Raw genomic sequence first — 18,661 nt, forward strand, 5'->3', positions numbered from 1 at the left:
TTTGGCGAGGTGCCCGGCATGGGGGTGTCCACGGCCTCGGGCCATGTGGGGCGTTTCGTGGCCGGCATGCTCGGCGGCAAGCGGGTGCTCGCCATGCAGGGGCGCCTGCACGGCTACGAGGGCTATTCGGCTCAGGAAGTGGCCTTTCCCGTGTGGCTCATGGAGCGTCTCGGGGCGCGCACGCTCATCACCACGAATGCCGCCGGCGCCATTAACGAGAGTTACCGCGTGGGCGAGTTCTGCATCATGGCCGATCAGCTGAACTTCACCGGGCGAAATCCCATCACGGGCACGGCGCCCGATGCCATGGCCCCGCGCTTCTTCTCGATGCTTGATGCCTACGACCCTGAGCTCCGCGCGCTCGCACGCGAGACGGCAGATGAGTTTTCGATTCCCGTGCAGGAGGGCGTGTACCTGGGTTTGCTCGGCCCCTCGTTCGAGACGCCTGCTGAGATCCGCATGTTCCGCAAGTGGGGAGCCGATACGGTGGCCATGTCGGTGTGCGAGGAGGTCATCGCCGCGCGCCATGTGGGCCTTCGTGTGCTCGGCATCTCGCTCGTGAGCAACATGGCCTGCGGGGTGGAGGGCGCGAGCCCCTCCGATGAGGAGGTGCACGAGGTGGGAGAGGCCCGCCAGGGGGACTTCTGCCGTCTCATCGAGGGGATTTTGGAACAGCTGTAGGGTCCGGCTCGGGAAGCCCTCTACACCAGGGCGATGGTGCGGATGTCGCGGGGCACGTCGGCGCCGGCGTAGAGGATGCCCTCCTCCACGAGCTGGGCCCCGATGGCGGCGTAGCCCGCAGCGGCCGCGCGGTTGCCCTCGATCTCCTCGGCCGTGAGCGTCCGGCGCACTTTTGCCGGCACGCCCACCACGAGCGAGCCTTCCGGCACAACCGTGCCCTCGGTGACAAGCGCCCCGGCGGCCACGAGCGAGTTGTCGCCGATCACGGCGCCGTTCATCACCACGGCCCCCATGCCCACGAGCACGTTGTCCCCGAGGGTGCAGCCGTGAACCACCGCCCCGTGTCCGATGGTTACGCCGCGGCCCACGAGGCAGTCCTGGTCGTAGTCGAGGTGCAGGCAGCTGTTCTCCTGCACGTTGGAGCCCTCGCCGATGCGGATGCGGCTGCCGTAGTCGCCGCGCAGGGTGGCGTTGAACAGAATGGTGGCGTTTCCGGCCACTTCCACATTGCCCACGAGGGTGGCGTTCGGCGCGATGCGGCAGGCGGGGTGCAGGCTCACGTTGCGGTAGGTCATGGCGTCTCCTTTGGCGATGGGATGAGCGCATGGCGGTCGGCGCGATCGCCATGCGCTCTTGCTTTCCCTACCTTAGCGCTCCCGGTGATCGGAGGAAACACCCAAACCGCTCGAACCGTTGCATCTGCGCCCGCGTGCGGTCTCGAAGGGACAGATCTCGTAGCCCGGAGGCGCCGGATACTCTGTCGTGAAGATGCGGCGCCCGAAAGCCGCTAGGCGGCGGACACCTCGTAGGCGGCCAGGGCGGCGCCGGTGATGTCGTTGAAGCTCCAGCTCTTCGCCGTGCGCGCCGCGCTTGCGGAGTCGTGGAGCACGATGCGGCTGTTGCCGTCGATGTCGTCGAGGACGATGAGGCTGGCCACGGGGGCGAAGGTGCCGGGCTCGGTCACGACGATGACGGGGATGTTCGAGACGATGGCCCGGCGCAGGGCGTGGTCGTCCACCTCGATCAGCTTCAGCGAGAGGCCGAATTCGCAGGCCGCCTCGGCGAGGAAGGTCTGCACCGTATCGGCGCCGGCGGCCGTCAGGTCGTGATCGGTGGCCCACTGCGCGAAGTCCGCCGGGGTCTTGGCGGTATCTCCCGTGACGGCCACGTAGGCCATGGCGAAGCCCGTGGGAGCGGCGCCGGCCTCGCCCAGGGTCGCCTGGCCGTAGGGAATGTCACCCCAGGCGGCATCGGCCTGGTACAGGGAGGGTATCTCGCCGGCCTTCCACTGGCTTGCCGGGGTGCTCGTCGGCGCGGCCGTCTCGGCGGCCTCGTAGGGGGAATTGGCCGAGGCGGTGGCGGGCGCCAGGCAGAAGTAAGCCGCGAGCGCCACCAGGGTGAGCACGAGGGCCGCGCCCGCCGCCGCGATGGCGAGCGCGAGAGCGCGGTGGGCGCGCATCATGGCGGGCAGCCCCACGGAGCGCAGCTCGTCCCAGTCGGAGCGGTCGGTGACGTAGCCGCGGAAAGCGTGCCACGACGGCGCCGCCAGGGGGTATGTGCCCCGCCGGGCCCGGGTGGCGATGACGGCGTCGGCGCGAACCGCGCCGCCGTTGGGGGAGAGGGGCTCGCTCGTGGCGGGGAGCACCCGGCTGCGGTCTCGGCGCGCTGGAGCGGTCGCTGGGGTGGGGGTGAGGGCGTCTCGCACCGCGCCGACGGCCTTGCGCGCGGCGGCGAGAGGTACGGGCGACGGCCCTGATGCTGCGAGTGGGCCTTTACTCGTTTCAGCACCGTCTGCCGATGAGGCGACCGTCGGCGCAGCCTTGGTGCCGCGGCCCTCGTGGACGGGCAGGGCCTCCTTGAGCCGGGTTGCCGCCACCGTCATCCAAGCCGATGCCCTCTTTCGGGCCTCAGCTACGGTCTCGCTGCGTCGCGCCGCGGCGGGGCTCTTCCGGCGGTGCACTCTCACGGTAGTCGTCGCGGCCATGGTCCCTATCCTCTCTCACGGCGCTGATACAGTCGCTTAAGATCATACGAACTGCCCGTGTGGCATCGGTGACAACCTGTCAACCGTCACCGGAAGGAGAGGGACTCGTCGCCCGCTTGTGGCGCTGGCGTTGCCTGTTGTAGCGTACCTGTTTCCGAGCCGTCGAAAAGAAAGTTGAGCGTTTCGCCTTGCGTTGGCGAGAAGAAGGGGTATACTGCGCAGCCAAGTTCATAACGCACATGCGTTGACGAGGACCAGTAGGGGCCAAGCCGTCTGACAGCAAGCCTGCGGAATCTGCGAGCAGGCGTCGGCCGTTCCGAACAAGCCCTCCGAGCAGTTTGGTGAGAACGACGCCCGTGCTGCCGGCTTACCGCCGGGTGCGGGTGCGCAAGTAGCACCGGACCGGCGACACCGTCATATGTCGAGGCTCTTCTGCGGCCAGGCTCGCCCTGGCCTAGGCTGGCTCATCCCGGACCCGGTGCGAAAGCAGCGGGTTTTTTGTTTGCCGGAAGGAAGTCCGGCACGGGAAGAGAGGAGAGCCAGTGGCATTGCGCAGCGACCAGATCAAGCGCGGGGCGGCCCGCGCGCCGCACCGGGGCCTGCTGAAGGCCGACGGCATCACCGACGAGGAGATGGATCGTCCCTTCATCGCCGTCGTCAACGCGCGCAGCGACATCATCCCCGGGCACACCCACCTCGACAAGATCTGCGAGGCCGTGAAAGCCGGCATCTACCTGGCCGGCGGCGTGCCCTTCGAGATCTCCACCATCGGGGTGTGCGACGGCATCGCCATGAACCACGAGGGCATGCGCTATTCGCTCGTGAGCCGCGAGGTCATCGCCGACTCGGTGGAATGCGCCGTGGCCGGACACGCCTTCGACGGCATGGTGTGCATCCCCAACTGCGACAAGATCGTGCCCGGCATGATCTTAGGGGCGCTGCGGGTGAACGTGCCCACGGTGTTCGTCTCGGGCGGCCCGATGCTGCCCGGGGTGGCCCCCGACGGCACCGCCACCGATCTGAACACGCTCTTCGACGGGGCGGCCAAGGTGGCCGCCGGCACCATGACCGAGGAGGAGCTGGCCTACTTCGAGGACACGGCCTGCCCCACCTGCGGCAGCTGCTCGGGCATGTTCACGGCGAATTCCATGAACTGCCTGTGCGAGGCCTTGGGGATAGCCCTTCCCGGCAACGGCACGGTGCCCGCGGTGTATTCCGAGCGCATCCGCCTGGCCAAGCGCGCCGGCATGAAGGTGATGGAGCTCGTGGGCGAGAACGTGTGCCTGAGAGACATCTTGAACGGGGCGGCTGTGCACAACGCTATGGAGTGCGATATGGCCTTCGGCGGCTCCACCAACACGGTGCTGCACCTCACGGCCATCGCGGCCGCGGCGGGCTGCCCCGTCACCATGGACACGTGGGACGCCGCCAGCGCGCGCACGCCGCATCTGGTGAAGCTCGCGCCGGCCGGCCCGCGGCCGCTCATCGACCTGCACCGCGTGGGCGGCGTGCCGGTGGTCATGGCCGAGCTCGATAAGCTGGGCCTCATCGACCGGGACGCCCGCACCTGCATGGGGCCCATGGGAGATTACCTCGATCACATGCACGCCGCCTGCGCCGGGGCCGACGGCGAGGTCGTCCGCGCCCACGACAACCCCTTCTCGGCCGAAGGGGCCCTGCGGGTGCTCCACGGCAACATCGCGCCGGACGGGGCCATGGTGAAGAAGGCCGCCGTGGCCCCTTCCATGCTGTGCCACACCGGCCCGGCGCGCGTGTTCGACTCCGAGGAGGCGGCCTGCGCGGCCATAGGCGGGGGCGACATCGTTCCCGGAGACGTGGTGGTCATCCGCTACGAGGGCCCGGCCGGCGGCCCGGGCATGCGCGAGATGCTCGCGCCCACCTCGGCCATCTGCGGCCGCGGGCTCTCCGAGAGCGTGGCGCTCATCACCGACGGCCGCTTCTCGGGCGCCACCAAGGGGCCGGCCGTGGGGCACGTGAGTCCCGAGGCGGCCGCGGGCGGCCCCATCGCGCTCATCTGCGAGGGCGACTCGGTCACCGTGGACATCGAGGGCGGCCGCCTGACCCTGAACGTGGGCGACGACGAGCTGGCTCGGCGTCGGGCCGCCTGGGTGCCGCCGGCGCCCAGGCACCGCCACGGCGTGCTGGCCAAATACGCGAAACTGGTAACTTCCGCTGACAAGGGGGCGATCGTCCTATGACCGAGACCGAGAACAGGGAAGGGGCGCGGCCCGCGCGCCGCAGCGCCGCGAGCGAGGGCGCGCCCGCCGTGCCGGCCCGGCGCAGCGCCGCTACCCAGGGGGCGCCCCGCGGCGCCGGCTCGCGCACGGCCAAGCAGGGGCGCGCCATGCTCGGCGCCGAGGCCGTGGTGGCGAGCCTGGAGGCCGAGGGGGTCACGACCGTGTTCGGCTATCCGGGCGGCCAGGCCATCAAGCTCTACGACGCGCTGTACGACTCCGACCAGATCACCCATGTGCTCGCCCGCCACGAGCAGGGGGCCGTGCACATGGCCGACGGGTATGCCCGGGCCACGGGACGCGCCGGCGTGGCGATGGTCACTTCGGGCCCGGGCGCCACCAACACCGTCACGGGCATCGCCACCGCCTACATGGACTCGGTGCCGCTGGTCGTCATCACCGGCCAGGTGGGCCGCGGGGTCATCGGCACCGACTCGTTCCAGGAATCCGACATCGTGGGCATCACCATGCCCGTGGTGAAACACTCCTACCTGCTACAGTCCACCGGCGAGCTCACCCGCACCATCCGCGAGGCCTTCCATATCGCCGTCACAGGGCGCCCCGGCCCGGTGCTCATCGACATTCCGAGCGATGTGGCCGGCGAGACCATGGTCTTCGAGTACCCCGATGCGGTGAGCCTGCCCTCCTACAAGCCCACCTACCGCGGCAACGCCAAGCAGATCCGCACGGCCTGCCGCCTGCTGGAAGAGGCCGAGCAGCCGCTTCTGTACGTGGGCGGCGGCGTCATCTCCTCGGGCGCCACCGAGGAGCTCGTGGCCCTCATGGACGCCATGCAGGTGCCCGCCGTGGTCACCCTCATGGGCAAGGGGGGCGTGCCGGCGAGCCACCCGCTGAACCTGGGGCCGGTGGGCATGCACGGGGCGAAGTACTCGAACATGGCCATGACCGAGGCCGACCTCATCATCGCGGCGGGAGCCCGCTTCTCCGACCGCGTCACCGGGCGCGTGTCCGAGTTCGCCCCCAACGCCAAGATCGTGCACATCGACATCGACCCGGCCGAGATCGGCAAGATCCGCGATGCGGACGTGCCCATCGTGGGAGACTTGAAGGGCGTGCTCGCGGGCATGCTGGACTGCCTCGCCAAGGCCGGCGCGACCCCGCGCGACGGCCAGTGGCTGGCCGATATCGCCGCGTGGCGGGAGCGCTATCCGTTCTACCATCCCAACATGGCGGTGAACGAGGAAGAGGACGAGATCGTTCCCGAGCTGGTCATCGCCGAGCTCGGGCGCCAGCTGGACCCGGATACTTCCATCGTCACCACCGAGGTGGGCCAGCACCAGATGTGGGCCCATCAGTTCCTGCACCGCGAGCGGCCGCGCACCTTCCTGTCCTCCGGCGGCCTGGGCACCATGGGCTTCGGCTTCCCGGCGGCCATCGGGGCCGCGGTGGCGCACCCCGACGCGACGGTCGTCTGCATCGCCGGCGACGGGTCGTTCCAAATGAACTCCCAGGAGATGGCCACCGCCGCCATCAACGGCGTTCCCGTCAAGGTGATGATCCTCGACAACCGCTGTCTGGGCATGGTGCACCAGTGGCAGAAGCTGTTCTACAGTCGCCGCTACTCCCAAACGCTCTTAGAGCCGGTGCCCGACTTCGTGAAGCTGGCGGCGGCCTACGGCTGGGAGGGGGAGCGGGTGGAAGCGCCCGGCGAGGTGGCGGCCGCCATCGCCCGCATGCTGGCCGCGCCGGGGCCCTACCTGCTGGACGTGGCCATCTCGCCCGAGCAGAACGTGTATCCCATGGTGGCACCCGGGGCGGCCCTCGACAACGTCATGGGCGCCATCGACGTGGCCGTGGGCGCCGTGCGCACCGATGTGCCCGCCGCTTCCGGATCCCCGCGGGCCCGCACGGCCGCCGCGCCGTCCGGGGCCACGTCGCCGTGCGCCAAGATCGACGCCCAGTTCGGCGGCCGTTGGGAGATAGATCCCGAGGATACCGGCGCGCGCCTGGGCCAGGACGGCTCCACGGTGGACGTGCGCCCCGAAGACTGGAAGACCCTCTTCCGCGACGGCGACGGGGGAAAGGAGGCCCGGCGATGAAGCACATCCTGTCCGTTCTGGTGGAGAACCGCCCCGGCGTGCTCTCCCGCGTGACCGGCCTCATTTCCCGGCGCGGCTTCAATATCGAGTCGCTGTCGGTGGGACCGACCGAGGACGCCACCATGTCGCGCGTCACCGCCATCGTCATGGCCGACGACGTGGCCTTCGAGCAGATCACCAAGCAGCTGCACAAGCTCATCAGCGTTCACAAGATCACCGATCTCACCGACGAGGGGGCCATCGAGCGCGAGCTGGCGCTGTTCAAGGTGTGCGCGCCGCCCGAGCGAAGAGGGGAGGTCATCGAGATCGCCAACATCTTCCGCGCGAAGATCGTCGACGTGGGCCGCTCGACGCTTACCGTGGAGGCCACCGGCGACGACGCGAAGCTCACGGGCCTGGAAGATCTGTTCCGCGCCTACGGCATCAAGGAGATCGTCCGCACCGGCAAGATCGCCCTGTCGCGCTCGAGCCGCGACTAGCCCCTGTTTACCGCACACCAGCCACCGACGAGAAAGGAAACCCATGGCTGTCACCATCTACTACGAGCAGGACTGCAACCCCGCCATCATCAAGGACAAGAAGATCGCCGTCATCGGCTACGGGTCCCAGGGCCATGCCCACGCGCTGAACCTGAGGGATTCCGGCTGCGATGTGCGCGTGGGCCTGCGCGAGGGCTCGGCGTCCCGCGCCGCGGCCGAGGAGGCGGGCCTGCGCGTGTGCGATATGGACACCGCCGCCGAGGAGGCGGACCTCATCATGATCCTCGTGCCCGACGAGCTGCAGCCTGCGGTGTACGAGGAGTTCGTCGCCCCGCACTTGAAGGCCGGCGACACCCTCGCCTTCGCCCACGGCTTCAACGTGCACTACGGCTACATCACGCCGCCCGAGGACGTGGACGTCATCATGTGCGCGCCGAAGGGCCCCGGCCATATCGTGCGCCGCCAGTACACGCAGGGCTCCGGCGTGCCGGACCTCATCTGCGTGGCCCAGGATGCCTCGGGCACCGCGTGGGACACGGCGCTCTCCTACGCCTGGGGCGTGGGCGGGGCGCGCTCCGGCATCATCAAGGCCACCTTCGCCCAGGAGACCGAGGAGGACCTCTTCGGCGAGCAGGCCGTGCTCTGCGGCGGCCTCGTGGAGCTGGTGAAGGCCGGCTTCGAGACCTTGGTGGAGGCGGGCTACCCGCCCGAGCTCGCCTACTTCGAGTGCTACCACGAGATGAAGATGATTGTGGACCTCATGTACGAGAGCGGCATCCACTTCATGAACTACTCCATCTCCAACACCGCCGAGTACGGCGAGTACTACGCGGGCCCGAAGGTCATCAACGAGCAGAGCCGCGAGGCCATGCGCGAGATCCTCGCCCGCATCCAGGACGGCTCCTTCGCCCGCGAGTTCGTCGCCGACTGCAAGAACGGCCACGCCTGGCTCCTCGAGCAGCGCGAGGCCATCAACGGCCACGAGATCGAGCAGACCGGCGAGCGCATCCGCTCCATGTTCTCCCGGACTCACGAGTAGGAACGTCTCCCATTCTCATCCCAAGGGGGGCCGACCTCGGTCGGCCCTTTTTCTGTTAATAGTTCTGAACAGGTAAAACTATCCTTGTCACGTAAAGATGTGACAGGAAGATTTTCGGTTCACGTGACAAAATCACGGGTCTGCGTGATAGGCGGCGACCTTGGAGGGAGGCATTATGGACGCCATCGAAGCGCAAGCAAGCGGCGCCGCGGAGGGAACACTTTCGGGGCGCACCTGAAACCAAGAAGGAGACTATCTCATGAAGATCCTCGGACTGGGCGTGCCCGAACTCGTTATCATCCTCGTCGTCGTGCTGCTCATCTTCGGCCCGAAGAACCTGCCCAAGCTCGGCGCCTCCCTCGGCAAGACCGTCAAGAGCCTGCGCGAGGGCATGGCCTTCGACAAGAAGGACGACGAAGAGGAAGAGGTCGTCGAGATCGTCGAGGACGAGCCCGCCCCCGCCACGGCCGGCGCCCAGACCACCGCGGTCAAGAAGGTCGTCAAGAAGAAGGCCGATTAACCTCCCTTTGTGAACCGACCCCGCGGCCCTCGGGCGCGGGGCGTTCAACCCTCCCTCCCAAGCGAAGCGGCGTCTGCCTTTTGGCAAGCGCCGCTTCGCTTCGTTTTGGGGTACAATAGACGGCTGGTAATGAACGACGAATGAGAGGGGAGGGCCCATGGGCTATCCGACATCGCCGCGGCTGCGGCAGGCGCGATGCGCCATCATCGGCTTCGGCTGCAACCAGGCCTTCCTCTTCACAATGCTGTATCTAGACGGCTCGGTGGCCGGGCCCGAGCGCGGGTTTTTGGCCGATCGCGCCGATCTGCTCTGCCTGCTCGCTGTGATGGCGGCCACGTTCGCCCTCATGTTGCACCGACGGTGCCGCGCGGCGCTGCTGCGCGCCGGCGACGGGCTCGCGAACCTGTTCGCCGCTCCGCTCGTGCTGGCCCTGCTGGCGCTCGTGGTGCTGCAATCGCTGCTGCCCGAGGCGCCGTGGATCGGATTCGCCCTGCTGGAGGGCTTGCTCGTGGGGGTGCCCCTGGCGCTGCTGCTGTGCCTGTGGGGCCGCGCCCTGGGGGCGGCGCCCATCGACCGGTCGGTGCCCGAGGTGTTCATCGGCAGCGCCCTGGGGGCTGCCGTCTGCTTTTTGGTGGTGGCGCTGCCCGTGGCCGAGGCCCCGCTTTTGCTGTACGCCCTGCCCTTGGGAAGCGCCTGGGGGCTGCGGGCCCTGGCGGCCATGGCCGATGCCGACGCAGCAGATGGGGAAGCAGCCGCGGGCGGAGAAGGCGCCGGCGCGCCCGCCTCGGCTCCGAGCGCTTCCGATGCCCCCGACGACGAGGCCACCAAGCTGTCGGGCCGCATCCTGGGGGGCACCGTGATGTTCGGCCTGGCCACCGGTGCCATCGAGGCCATGACGGCCCGGGCCCAGGCGGCCTCCCATACCTCGCTCTCCGTCACCTTCATCCTGTTCGTGCTCTATTGCGTGGCGGCCCTGCAGCTTTACGGCGGCCGTCCGCTGTCGCTCGGCACCCGCGCGGTGCTGCCGACCGGCTCCAATCGGGAAACGGGCCCGCTCGGCGGTGCCTACCGCTTGGCCGTGCTGCTCATGGTGGGCGGCTTCATCGCCGTGCCGCTTCTGGAACGCGTGGCCGTGGCCGGCGTGGCCGTGGTGCTGGCGGGGTACCTCGGCGTGTTCTCGGTGCTCGTGTCGCTGTTCCTCATCATGGGGCGCATCGCCGGCCGCGATGCCACCGCCTCCATCGCCCGGGGCTTCGCGGCCCTGTTCGCCGGCGAGATCCTCGGTGTGCTGGCCGGTGCCGGGGCCCTGGCGGCCTTCGGCGGGGCGGGGGCGGCGCCGGTCCTGGTCACCCTGGCCGGGGTAGCGGCGCTCTACGCCTACCTGTTCCTGTTCACCGATCGCGACATGGCGGCCCTGTCGGTGGTGGTGGCCAAGAGCGACCGCTTCGACGAGGCGTGCTCCCGCATCGCCGCCGAGGCCAAGCTCTCCAAGCGCGAGGCGGAGATACTGCCCTTGGCCCTGCGGGGTCGCACGGCCGAGCGCATCGCCGGCGAGTTCTTCATCTCGAAGAACACCGTGGACACCCACCTGCGCCGCATCTACGCCAAGTGCGGCGTGCACACCCGCCAAGAGCTCATCGACCTCGGTGAGCGCACCGAGGGGGAACTGTAGCCATGGCCGCTCAGACGGGCTTCACCTTCAACGAGTTCGCCGAAGCCGGCCGCGTGGGCGACGGGCGCCGCGCGGCGCGAGAGAGAAAGGACGTCATGGACGTAACCTTGTATTCCGATGGGAGCTCCCGCGGCAACCCGGGCCCGGGCGGCTATGGTACCATCCTGCGCTACCGGGCCCCCTCGGGGGCCGTGCACGAGAAGGAGTTCTCCGAGGGCTTCTCCTGTACCACCAACAACCGCATGGAGCTGCTCGGCTGCATCGTGGGCCTGGAGGCCCTGCGCCGCCCCTGCACCGTGACGGTGTACTCCGATTCCCAGTACTTGGTGAACGCCTTCAACCAGAACTGGGTGGCCGGCTGGCTCAAGCGGGGCTGGAAGAACGCGCAGAAACAGCCGGTGAAGAACGTCGATCTGTGGAAGCGCCTCTTGGCGGCCAAGGAGCCCCACACCGTGAAGTTCGTGTGGGTGAAGGGCCATGCGGGCCACGCCGAGAACGAGCGCTGCGACGCCCTGGCCACCGCCGCCGCCGACAATCCCGCGTGCCATCAGGTGGATACGGGTTTTCGTCCCTAGACCCCCGCGTGCGGCCGACCCGGCCCGGGCGGGATGGGCAGCATGATGACGAGGGTGAATCGATCCCCCTCGACCGACCACGACAAGTGGCCGCCGTACTTCTCAGCGGTCTTCTCCATGGAGCGCATGCCGATACCGTGGGTTCCGTCGTCTTCCTTGGTCGTGCGGGGCAGGGCTGCGCCCGCATCAATGGTCCCGCTGAAGCGATTTACGCAACGGATGACGGCGATGTCGGCGCGGTAGGTGACCGAGAGCGAGAAGTCCCGCGGCTCGTCGGCGCAGAGCCGGGCGGTGGCCTCCATGGCGTTGTCCGCGGCATTGCCTATGAGGGTGCACAGGTCGAAGTCGTTGACGAAGGAGAGACGGCTGCCGTCCACGAAGAAGGAGGGGCGCAGGTTGCTCTCGAGGCATTGGCGGTACTTCTCGGTCAGCAGGACATCGAGGACGTCGTTGCCCGTGCGCACATCGGGGACATAGGGATCGATCTCGCGCTGGAGGGTTCCGGCGAATGCGCGCAGTTCGTCGAGGGAGTCGTTGGAGCCGTTCTCGGCAAGGGATTCCAGCCGGGAGATAACGTGCTTGAGATCATGGTGACGGCGATTCACCGCTTCGGCGGCGCTGCGCTGGGTGATGATGTGAAGATGCTGGTCCCGAAGGAGCTGCTGCATGGAGAGCACCTCGTTGGCGCTTACTTGGGCCGCCAGGTTATGGGCGTTGGCCACGATGATGACGACGGTGCACAGGCTCAGGAGCAGCAGCACGATGACCATGTCCTGATAGAGGGCGGGATTGGAGTAGTCGTACACGTAGCCGGCATTCCGTATGAAGGTGTAGGGGATGAGGGGCAGCAGGATGAAGAGGCTCTGTCCCCATGAGAGCAGGCTGATGCCCGCGCAGAAGGCCCATCGGCGAACGACGGCGAGGGCCACGGCGCTGAAGAGGGTGGACAGGGTGATCCAGAGCGCGGCGATGGCCTCGGCGGGCAGGAGGGCCAAAGTCCCGTAGAGTGGCTGCATGCACAGATCCACGGCGACGATCTTTCCGATTTCAGTGCAGAGCAGGAACACGCAGGCCAGATAGAGGGCCTGCCCTCGCTGCGTGTGCCGGGTAAGCGCGATGAAGGCGGTCACCAGGGCGATATTGATAAGGAAGTCGAAGGCGAAATCGAGGTGCAACAGGTGGTTGCCGTGCCAAAGCAGGGCCAGGGCCGCCAGTGCTCCTCCGATCGCGGCGGGATGACGGAAAACCCGGGGCTCCAGGGGCCGCACGAACAAAAGAAGGAGGCCGAGTTCGAGGACAGTGGAGGCCAGCCAGAGAGGGGAGGCGTAGTGGGTCATGAGGTTGGTTATCATAGGGCGCTCCCCATGTAATGGGCCAGGGTGTCGAGAAAATGACGCCGGCGGTGCTTGCTGACGGGCAGGGGCATGCCGCCCACCACGACATCGGTGGGGGTGATGGTTTGGACGAAGGCGAGATTGACGAGGTAGGCGTTGTGGATGCGGAAGAAGGGGTGCCCACCGAGTTTTCCCTCGATCGCCTTCATGGCCTCGCTGCAGGAAATGGCGCCGCGCTTGGTGTGGATGACCACATGTTTGCGCTCAGTCTCGACATAGAGGATTTCGCCGGCATCCACGAAGATGGTCTGCTTGCCCTGCTTGAATTTTGTAAGGCGGGGTCGGCGGTGCGCGCTGGCCACGCGGGCGCGCTCCATGATAGAGGCGAACGCCCGATAGCTGACGGGCTTGACGAGGAACCCCATGGCTTCGACGGCGTAGCCCTCGGGGGCGAGGGAACCGTAGTTCGTCATGAAGCACAGCGGCGCATCGATGCCGCGCTCCCGCAGGTGCCGCGCCGCATCGAGGCCGTTGAGCCGCGGCATGTCGATGTCGAGGAGCACGAGGTCGGCATCGCCGGCAAGCCCCAGGGCCACCGCCTCGCCGTCGGGGTAGTGGACGAGGTGTCCCTCCTCGTGCTGTTCCGCAAGGAAACGGTTCAGGTGGTCTCGGATGATACGGGCGTCATCCGGAGAGTTTTCGGCCATAACGACGGTGAGCATGGTCATTCCTCCTCTCCTCTCAGTATAGCTTTCCCTTCCGGGTCCGGCGCGCCCAACTGGTCGGGGCAGCGGGCCAACGAGTCGATGACGGTTGAATCGGGGATCCAGCGGGGCCATCATGGCCCCTGCCGGGCAAGAAGGCCCGGAATACGGCAGGGAAAGAAGGAGACTATGGACAAGAACAGAGGGAAGATCCTGGAGAGTCGCTCGACGACGGGAACCTGCACGCGCCGCTCGTTTCTGACGGGCTCGCTTATGGCCGGTGCCGGTTGCGCCCTGGCCGGTCTGGCCGGTTGCGCTCCCCAGGAAGCGACCCCGGCAGAGGGTGCCATGGCCGCCACGGGGCCGGCCGCGGCGGCCAACGCTACCGTTGAGGCGGGTTATCTGACCTACTTCGACTGGCTGGGAGCGGCTCCCGAGATCGACGAGACCGCGATCACCGATACCGTGGAGGCCGACATCGTCGTCATCGGCGGCGGCAATGCCGGTGTCTGCGCCGCCCTGGCCGCAGCGGAGGCCGGCGCCTCGGTGGCGGTGATGGAAGTGCAGACCGAGGCCGACTACACCTTCCTCGGCCATGATATCGGGCACTTGAACTCCAACTGGTCCCGCGAGCACGGCGGCGACACCATCGACGAGACCGAGTTCGTCCAGGACTGGACGCGGCGCAACATGAACCGCACCAATCCGCTGCTCGTGCGCCAGTTCGCCGCCGAGAGCGGCGCCACCCTGGACTGGATCCTCGATCATCTCGACAGCGCCATCGTCGAGAACTGCGGTATCTTCGGGGTGCCGAAGCCCACGGCCTATCCCGGCGAGATCTCCGGCTACAAGTGCTGGTCGTCGGCCATTCACTTCCAGGACGAGGGCACCGATTGGCCCGATGCCGCCAAGGCGTTGAAAGCGGCCGCCGAGGCCCTGGGCGCCACCTGGGCCTTCAACTGCCGCGCGGTGAAGATCGTCATGGAGGACGGCCGGGCGACCGGCGTGGTGGGGCAGGCCCCCGATGGCTCCCAGCGGCTGTTCGCGGCGGCCAAGGGCGTCATCATCGCCGCGGGCGACTACAGCGGCAATCCGGAGATGGTGTTCGCCCTGAACGACGAGTACCGCGATTTCGTCCAGGCCCGTGGTCAAAACTATGCTGAGATCGTCGGCAACGGCCGGGTGGGCGACGGACAGCGGCTCGGCTGCTGGGCCGGCGGCCGCATGGAGCCCGGCCCCCGCGCCTCCATGGGTCGGGCCATGGGCGCCGGAGCCTTCGGCGGCATCGCTGTGCCGCAGTTCAATCGCGACGGCAACCGCTTCATGAACGAGGGCATGCTCGGGGTGTGGGGCAATCTGTTCCAGGTGATGCGCCAGCCCAAGGGCATCGTCTTCGGCGTGGCCGATGCCACCTGGAAGGAGTACGTGCAGAAGAATGCTCCTGAGCACGTGTACCCCGGCACGGGTGGCTTCCATGACGGCGGTTTCCTCCAGTCGCTGGAGGAGGAGTTGCCCCAGGTTATTGCCGCTGGGGCCGAGGGCCACAAGATTCGCGGCTGCGTGACCTACGGCGCCGATACGCTGGAAGAGCTGGCCGGGTACCTGGGGCTTGAAGACGCGGCGCGGGAGACCTTCCTCGCCGAGGTGGCCCGTTATAACGAGCTGTGCGCGAAGGGCGTCGACGAGGATTTCGGGAAGGACGGCTTTCTGATGGACCCCATCGCCACGCCGCCGTTCTACGCTTCCTGCATCGACAGCAGCGAGTTCAAACTCGGCCTCGTGGAGCTGTCGGGCTTGGTCACCGATGGCAACCAGCAGGTGCTCGATGGCGACGACTGCCCCATTCCCGGTCTGTACGCCACGGGCAACAGCTGCGGCGGCCGCTTCGCTCTCCAGTACTGCACCCCCATCGCCGGCATCAGCATCGGGTGGGCCACCACCATGGGCAAGATCGTCGGCGAGACCGTGGCCGCGCTGTAGGGCGCTTCTGCAACCGAGCCCTCCCCAAGGCCCCCGCTCCATGGCGGGGGCCTTTGCTGCGAGGAGGCCTAAAGGTCGGCGCAGTAGCCGCGGGTCTGGATGGTGCGGGGGCTTTGGGGGAACAGGTGCTCGTAGATGGCCATGAAGTAGCTGTCGGTCATGGACGCCATGTAGTCCGCGACGATCTGGTTGGGGTCGCCGGCCAGGTACTCCTCGGCCACGATGGATCGGGAGGTGGCGGCCAGGCGCGCTGCGTGGTGGCGGAAGATGGGGGAGTCCTCGCGGCCGGCCACCAGGTCGGCCAAAAGGCGGCCGTACATCTCCTCGAACATCTCCTCCACGAGGTTCTCGGTGTCGTCCACCATGCCCTCCTTCAAGTAGATGACCTCGTAGTTCTGCCGCTTCGCCCGCTTCAGGTCGGCGAAGACCTCCTCGCTCATGGCGATCTCGCCACGGCCGTAGGAGTTGTTCACGATGTCCACGGTGAGGTTGTTGATGATCTTGGCGTTGGTGGTGCCGATGACGTCGGAGTCGAAGATGTCTGCGGAATCGATGACCCCCATGGCCAGGGCGTCCTGGCGGTCTTTGCCGATGTAGGCGATCATGTCCGATACGCGCACCACGCAGCCCTCCAGGGTGGAGGGGCGCAGGGTCTTGATGGTCGTCTCGTCGGCGTTGCAGGCCTCCACGAGGGCGTCCAGGTCGGCGAAGGAGCCGCAAGCGCCGCGGACGAGACGCTGCTGGGCGAACTCGCCGTTGTGGCAGAGCACGCCGTCTAGGGTCTGGAGGGAGACGTTGCGGCGGTACAGGGCGTCGAGCACCCGCACCGAGTGGACGTTGTGGTTGAAGTAGCGCCCGGTGCGGCGGTGGTAGCAGGCCGAGAGGAACCGCTCGCCGGCGTGGCCGAAGGGGGTGTGGCCCACGTCGTGGCCCAGCGCGATGGCCTCGATGAGGTCGCAGTTCAGGCCGAGCAGGCCGCCGATGCCCCGGGCGATGCGGCTCACGAGCTGCACGTGGAGCCCGCGGCGGCTGATCTCGTCGTTCTCGGTGAACGAGAACACCTGGGTCTTGTCGGCGTAGCGGTTGTAGGCCGGGATGTTCAGCACCTTCTCGATGTCGCGCACGAAGGCGGGGCGGGTGAGGGTGGCGGTGTCGTGGGGCAGGTCGCGGCGGCGCACCACCGCCTCGTCGGGGAAGCGCCAGGGGGATGCCGCCCCGGTGGCGCGGTCCTCGCGGATGGCCTCCTCCACGAGGGGGTCTAAGGTCAGGTAGGGAATGGCATTCGTCGCAGTCACAGTCGCTCGCTTTCTCGTCGCTGATTTCGGCCTATTGTAGGCTCTGAAACATTTGTTTGCGGCGACGGTGCTATACTTCACAGGAAAAAGAGCAGTGGGACGGCGCGCGAGGGGCCCGAGAGGGGGCACCTGGCGCGGGCGTTCCCGGGAAACGGGAAGGGCGGGCCGTGGCGGGCATTAGCGACGAGGACATTCAGAAGGTGCGCGACGCCAGCGATGTGGTGGCCGTCATCGGGGAGCGGGTGCCCGTGAAGCAGCGCGGCCGCGACTTCTGGTGCTGCTGCCCCCTGCACCAGGAGAAGACCCCCTCGTTCAAGATCGACCCGTCCACCCAGCTGTGGCATTGCTTCGGCTGCGGCGAGGGGGGCGACGTGTTCTCCTTCATCATGAAGACCGAGGACCTGAACTTCCCCGAGGCTGTGCGCCGCCTGGCCGAGCGGGCCCACATCGACATCGTGGAAACGGGCGGCCGCGGCTCCATTCCGGCGAGCCGCAAGGCGCGGCTGAAGGAGGTCTGCGCCCGCACGGCGGAGTTCTACCACACCCAGCTCATGCGCGGCCGCGGCCCCGAGGCCGACGCGGCCCGGGCCTACCTGGGCGGCCGGGGCTTCGGGGGGAAAGTGCCCGACACCTGGTGCCTCGGCTTCGCCCCGGGCCGGGGGGCGCTCGTGCGCCACCTGTCGTCGCTGGGCTTCAAAGGGGAGGATATGGTGGCCGCCAACGTGGCGGTGGAGCGGGGCGGCCAGCTGCGCGACCGCTTCTACAACCGGGTGATGTTCCCCATCTTCGACGTGGCCGGCGACTGCATCGCCTTCGGGGGGCGCGTCATCGGCACCGGCGAGCCGAAGTACCTGAACTCGGGGGAAACGCCCCTGTTCCACAAGTCCCAGGTGCTCTACGGCCTCGATCACGCCAAAGGGGCCATGACCGCCACGGGCACCGCCATCGTGGTGGAGGGCTACACCGACGTCATCGCCCTGTCCGAGGCCGGCATCGCCAATGTGGTGGCCACCCTGGGCACCGCGCTCACCATGCGCCATATCCGGGTGCTCGCGCGCCATGCCTCCAAGCGCATCGTCTACCTGTTCGACGGCGACGCCGCCGGGCAGAAGGCGGCCGACCGGGCCCTGGCCTTCATCGACAAGTCCATGACCCCCGAGGCGGGGCGCTCCCAGGTGGAGCTCGTGGCCGTGACGCTGCCGGACAATTTGGATCCGGCGGAATTCGTGCAGGCTCGGGGCGCCGATGCCCTGCAAGCGCTGCTCGACGACGCCATGCCCCTGCTGGAGTACGGCATCGAGCGGCGCCTGGCCGGCTTCAACCTGGACGCGCCGGCCGAGCGCGACCGGGCCCTGCGGGAGTGCCTGGGGCTTCTGGCCCCCATCAAGGAGTCGCTCGTGGCCAAGGACTACGCCGTGCGCATCTGGTCGACGCTGCGGGCCCATGGCCGCCTCGGCATCGAGGAGAGCGACGTGCTGAACTTGCTGGCCGCCCTGGAGCCGCCCCGCACCGCCGAGCGCGAGGACGGCCCTGCCGGGGCCGAGGGGGGAACGCCCGCGGCCGTCCCGCGCCGGGCGCTCTCCCAGGCCGAGCTCAACCGTCTGCGCTTCGAGCGGGAGTTCCTGAGCTTGGCGGCCCAGAACCCCCTCGTGGGGCTCGCCCATGCCGACGCCCTGGCCCAGATCCAGTGGCGGGAGGACGTGCACCGGGTGCTGGCCGAGTCCATTCTGGCCACCCTGGCGGAGAACCCCGCCGCCGCCCCGGCCGATGTGGTGGCCCGGGCCACGGTGGCCACGCCCCATGCCGGCCGCGTGCTCACGGGCGGCGCCAGCCAGGCGGGCGAACCGGCGGCCGTGGGGGCCTACCTGGCCGAGGAGCTGGCCCTGGGCGATGCCGAGGAGGCCATCGGCTCGCTCACAGCCCAGCTGAACGCCGGGGTGTCGGCCGAGGAGGCCGAGCTGCTCCACGCCGCGGTCACCACCTTGCAGATGGACGTGGCGGCCCGACGGCTCGCCCACCGGACCCTGCCCTCGGCCCCCTAGGGCGTCCCGGCGGCGCTTTCCCGGCTTCCGTAGATTTCGCG

Annotated in this window: 15 protein-coding genes; 10 read left to right on the forward strand and 5 right to left on the reverse strand. The window is 68.3% G+C overall.

What is annotated here, in order from left to right:
* Positions 1–681 (forward strand): purine-nucleoside phosphorylase (locus ACTOXK_RS09665; RefSeq protein ID WP_482279917.1); only part of this gene is annotated, 681 nt, incomplete at its 5' end.
* 20 nt (positions 682–701) lie between these two features.
* Here ACTOXK_RS09665 and ACTOXK_RS09670 read toward each other — a convergent pair.
* Together ACTOXK_RS09670 and ACTOXK_RS09675 are read right to left on the reverse strand one after the other, a co-directional pair.
* A complete protein-coding gene (locus ACTOXK_RS09670; protein ID WP_482277956.1) occupies positions 702–1,256 on the reverse strand; it encodes a gamma carbonic anhydrase family protein in 555 nt (184 codons plus the stop codon).
* Positions 1,257–1,468: 212 nt separating this feature from the next.
* Positions 1,469–2,665 (reverse strand): hypothetical protein, encoded by a 1,197-nt coding sequence (locus tag ACTOXK_RS09675; protein ID WP_482277957.1) that lies wholly within the window; start codon positions 2,663–2,665, stop codon positions 1,469–1,471.
* A gap of 542 nt (positions 2,666–3,207) precedes the next feature.
* Here ACTOXK_RS09675 and ilvD point away from each other — a divergent pair.
* From ilvD to rnhA, 7 genes are all read left to right on the forward strand, one after another.
* The gene (ilvD, locus tag ACTOXK_RS09680) at positions 3,208–4,884 is read left to right on the forward strand and encodes a dihydroxy-acid dehydratase (protein ID WP_482277958.1); all 1,677 of its coding nucleotides are present in this window, start codon (positions 3,208–3,210) and stop codon (positions 4,882–4,884) included.
* Complete coding sequence (ilvB, locus tag ACTOXK_RS09685; RefSeq protein ID WP_482277959.1) at positions 4,881–6,980, forward strand: biosynthetic-type acetolactate synthase large subunit; 2,100 nt, start codon at positions 4,881–4,883, stop codon at positions 6,978–6,980. Before ilvD ends, ilvB begins: the two co-directional genes overlap by 4 nt.
* Positions 6,977–7,459: an acetolactate synthase small subunit gene (ilvN, locus tag ACTOXK_RS09690; protein ID WP_482277960.1), complete on the forward strand. Its 483-nt coding sequence runs from the start codon at positions 6,977–6,979 to the stop codon at positions 7,457–7,459. Before ilvB ends, ilvN begins: the two co-directional genes overlap by 4 nt.
* 43 nt (positions 7,460–7,502) lie before the next feature.
* Entirely contained in the window at positions 7,503–8,498 is a 996-nt protein-coding gene (gene ilvC, locus ACTOXK_RS09695; RefSeq protein WP_482277961.1) for a ketol-acid reductoisomerase, read from the forward strand.
* 259 nt (positions 8,499–8,757) lie between these two features.
* Positions 8,758–9,018, forward strand: a complete 261-nt coding sequence (gene tatA, locus ACTOXK_RS09700) for a twin-arginine translocase TatA/TatE family subunit (RefSeq protein ID WP_482277962.1) — start codon at positions 8,758–8,760, stop codon at positions 9,016–9,018.
* A gap of 157 nt (positions 9,019–9,175) precedes the next feature.
* Positions 9,176–10,690 (forward strand): helix-turn-helix transcriptional regulator, encoded by a 1,515-nt coding sequence (locus ACTOXK_RS09705; RefSeq protein WP_482277963.1) that lies wholly within the window; start codon positions 9,176–9,178, stop codon positions 10,688–10,690.
* A gap of 95 nt (positions 10,691–10,785) precedes the next feature.
* Positions 10,786–11,265 carry a ribonuclease HI gene (gene rnhA, locus ACTOXK_RS09710; protein WP_482278014.1) on the forward strand — a complete coding sequence of 160 codons (480 nt, stop codon included), beginning with the start codon at positions 10,786–10,788 and terminating at the stop codon, positions 11,263–11,265.
* On the opposite strand, the gene ACTOXK_RS09715 is transcribed toward rnhA, so the two are convergent.
* A complete protein-coding gene (locus ACTOXK_RS09715) occupies positions 11,262–12,617 on the reverse strand; it encodes an ATP-binding protein (RefSeq protein WP_482277964.1) in 1,356 nt (451 codons plus the stop codon). The two genes, rnhA and ACTOXK_RS09715, sit on opposite strands and share 4 nt — an antisense overlap.
* Positions 12,614–13,327, reverse strand: coding sequence for a LytR/AlgR family response regulator transcription factor (locus tag ACTOXK_RS09720; RefSeq protein WP_482277965.1), 714 nt, complete (start codon positions 13,325–13,327; stop codon positions 12,614–12,616). Before ACTOXK_RS09720 ends, ACTOXK_RS09715 begins: the two co-directional genes overlap by 4 nt.
* 165 nt (positions 13,328–13,492) lie before the next feature.
* Between ACTOXK_RS09720 and ACTOXK_RS09725 the strand changes: the two genes are divergently transcribed.
* Positions 13,493–15,283, forward strand: a complete 1,791-nt coding sequence (locus ACTOXK_RS09725) for an FAD-dependent oxidoreductase (RefSeq protein ID WP_482277966.1) — start codon at positions 13,493–13,495, stop codon at positions 15,281–15,283.
* A 68-nt stretch (positions 15,284–15,351) separates the two neighbouring features.
* On the opposite strand, the gene ACTOXK_RS09730 is transcribed toward ACTOXK_RS09725, so the two are convergent.
* Positions 15,352–16,578, reverse strand: coding sequence for a deoxyguanosinetriphosphate triphosphohydrolase family protein (locus ACTOXK_RS09730; RefSeq protein ID WP_482277967.1), 1,227 nt, complete (start codon positions 16,576–16,578; stop codon positions 15,352–15,354).
* Between the two features lie 167 nt (positions 16,579–16,745).
* Between ACTOXK_RS09730 and dnaG the strand changes: the two genes are divergently transcribed.
* The gene (gene dnaG, locus ACTOXK_RS09735; protein WP_482277968.1) at positions 16,746–18,620 is read left to right on the forward strand and encodes a DNA primase; all 1,875 of its coding nucleotides are present in this window, start codon (positions 16,746–16,748) and stop codon (positions 18,618–18,620) included.
* The last annotated feature ends 41 nt before the right edge of the window (positions 18,621–18,661 follow it).

The organism is Adlercreutzia sp. (genome assembly GCF_056795635.1).